This is a genomic window from Olsenella phocaeensis (genome assembly GCF_900120385.1).
Taxonomy (GTDB): domain Bacteria; phylum Actinomycetota; class Coriobacteriia; order Coriobacteriales; family Atopobiaceae; genus Olsenella_I; species Olsenella_I phocaeensis.
Window position 1 is genome coordinate 516217 of sequence record NZ_LT635494.1, and the last position, 2783, is coordinate 518999.

A 2783-nucleotide genomic window follows, 5' to 3' on the forward strand; every position below is an offset into this window, starting at 1 on the left:
GTGCCGGGCCTCGCCAACAAGAACGCCGCGGGGAAGGTGCGCAGCGTCTGCGTGTCGCTGCCCGCGGCCATCGACGCCTTCAGGTCGCACGTGGCGCCCGACACCCAGATTGTCGTGACGGGCAACCCCGTGCGCCGCAGCGTCATCGAGGCGAGCCGCGAGGAGGGCAGGAGGCGCCTGGGGATCCCCGAGGGGGCCACGATGCTCCTGGTCTTCGGCGGGAGCCTCGGCGCGCGCCACGTCAACGAGGCCGTCACGCGCCTCAAGGGCGAGCTCCTCTCCCGCGAGGGCCTCTACGTGGTCCACTCCACCGGCAGGGGCCAGTACGACGAGGTCGTCGAGGCGCTCGCGCTGGGCGAGGCCGAGTCCGGGCGCTGGCAGGTCCTTCCCTACATAGACTCCATGGGAGAGGCCCTCGCGGCGGCCGACCTCGTGCTCAGCCGTGCCGGCGCTTCCTCCATCGCCGAGATAGCGGCGCTCTGCGTCCCAAGCGTGCTTGTGCCCTATCCCCTCGCCACCGGCGACCACCAGACCGCCAACGCCCGCTACCTCGTGGACGCGGGCGCGGCCCGGCTCGTCGCCGACGACGAGCTGGACGGCCCCGAGTTCGACTCGACGCTCCTCTCGCTCGTGGACGACCCCGCCCGCCGCGAGGCCATGCGCGCCTCCGCCCACGGGCTGGGGCAGGCCATGGCCGCCTCCGCGCTCGCAGACCAAGTGGAGGGGGCCGCCGCCCAGAGGGCGGGCGCGCCAATCGGCTAGAGTAGATGCAGCCCGCCGCGTGCGGGCGGCATTGCCTGACTTCGAAGAGAGGTAGCCTCATGTCCTCATCACCCTCCGCCTCCAGCATCGGGAGCGCGCACTTCATCGGCATCGGCGGCGCCGGAATGAGCGGGATCGCCCTCGTCCTCCACCAGCGCGGCTGCAAGGTCACCGGCTCCGACCTCAAGGCGTCGCGCTACGTGCGCGACCTGGAGGACGCCGGCATCGGGGTCCACGTGGGCCATGCGGCGTCCACCATCGACGAGGTCGCCCCCGAGGTCGTCGTGACCTCCTCGGCCATCCCCGAGACCAACCCCGAGGTCATCCGCGCGCGCGAGCTGGGCATTCCCGTCTGGCCCCGCGCCAAGATGCTCTCGGCGCTCTCCGCCGACGCCACCACCGTGGCCGTCGCCGGCACCCACGGCAAGACGACCACCTCGAGCATGGTGGCCACGATGCTCGACCACCTGGGCATGGACCCCTCCTTCCTCATCGGCGGCATCGTCGAGGAGTACGGCACCAACGGCCGCGACGGCAGGGGGGGCTACTTCGTCTGCGAGGCGGACGAGTCCGACGGCTCCTTCCTCTTCCTCGACCCGGACGTGGTCGTGGTCACCAACATCGAGGCGGACCACCTCGACCACTACGGCACCCTCGAGAACATCGAGCGCACCTTCTGCACCTTCATGGGCCTCGTGGGCGACGCCGGCACCGTGGTCATCAACGGTGACGTGCCGCACTACGTGGAGCTCGCGCGCTCCACGGGCCGCAGGGTCCTGAGCTACGGCTTCGACGAGGGCTGCGACTACGTCTGCGTGCCTGTGCCGCAGGAGCCGGGCCTCGCGAGCCGCTTTGCGGTCCGGCTGCCCTCCGGGGGCTCCGTCGAGGTCACCATCAAGGCCAACCCCGGCCGCCACAACATGGCAAACGCCACCGCCGCCATCGCCGTGGCGGACGTCCTGGGCTGCGACGTGGAGAGGGCCGCCGTCGCCCTCTCCGGCTTCGCGGGCGCGCACCGCCGCTTCACCCACGTGGGCGACGTCGACGGCGTCACGGTGGTGGACGACTACGGCCACCACCCGACCGAGATCCGCGCCACGCTCGCGGCAGCCAGGGGGCTGGGCTTCAAGCGCATCGTCTGCGCCTTCCAGCCCCACCGCTACAGCCGCACGCAGGCGCTCGCGGCGGACTTCGCCCATGCCTTCGACGACGCCGACAAGCTCGTGGTGACCGAGGTCTTCCCGGCGGGCGAGACGCCTATCCCCGGCGTCTCGGGCAAGACCGTCTCGAACGGCGTCGCGGCCGCCGGCACGGTGGCCGACGTGAGCTTCATAGCCAACCGCAAGGACCTGGTCCAGCACCTGGTCGAGTCCTGCCGTCCTGGCGACCTGCTCATCACGCAGGGCGCCGGCGACATCACGGCCATAGGGCCGGCCTTCATCGAGGCGCGCCGCGAGGCGGACGCCGAGGCAGAGGGCCAGAGGTCCTAGTTGAGCGTCTTCAACGCATACATGGCCCTCTCGGGGGCGGTCGACGCCGAGGTCCTGCGCGGGGAGAGGCTCTCGCGTCGCACGACCCTGCGCGTGGGGGGTCCCGCCTCGCTCTTCGTGACCGCCCACGACTACGCCGCGCTCAGGCGCACGATCGAGGTGCTCGACCGCGAGCGCGTCGAGTGGGTCGTGCTGGGCCGCGGCTCCAACGTGCTCGCCTCCGACGAGGGCTTCGACGGGTGCGTCGTCAAGCTGGGACGTGAGTTCTCGCGCGTGAGCGTGGGGGAGGGCGGCCTCGTCTCCGCCGGAGCCGGCGCGCCCCTCTCGAGCCTCGTGAGCCAGACCCTCAAGGAGGGGCTCTCAGGGCTCGAGTGCTGCGTGGGGATCCCCGGCAGCGTGGGCGGGGCCGTGTCCATGGACGCGGGCTCGCGCCACGAGTGGATCGGCAGCCGCGTGAGCGACGTGGTGACCCTGCGGCCGGGCGTCGGCCTGCGGCGCTACGAGGGGTCTGAGGTCGAGTGGGGCTACCGC

The 2783-nt window shown here is 72.0% G+C and carries 3 protein-coding genes; all 3 read left to right on the top strand.

The features are described from left to right. Positions 1–762, top strand: a 762-nt coding sequence (locus BQ7388_RS02400) for a UDP-N-acetylglucosamine--N-acetylmuramyl-(pentapeptide) pyrophosphoryl-undecaprenol N-acetylglucosamine transferase (protein WP_072499695.1), incomplete at its 5' end; no start/stop codon positions are given. Between the two features lie 59 nt (positions 763–821). Continuing rightward, the gene (gene murC, locus BQ7388_RS02405; protein ID WP_072499696.1) at positions 822–2252 is read left to right on the top strand and encodes a UDP-N-acetylmuramate--L-alanine ligase; all 1431 of its coding nucleotides are present in this window, start codon (positions 822–824) and stop codon (positions 2250–2252) included. Beyond that, a partial coding sequence (locus BQ7388_RS02410; RefSeq protein ID WP_129583220.1) for an FAD-binding protein occupies positions 2253–2783 on the top strand: 531 nt, incomplete at its 3' end.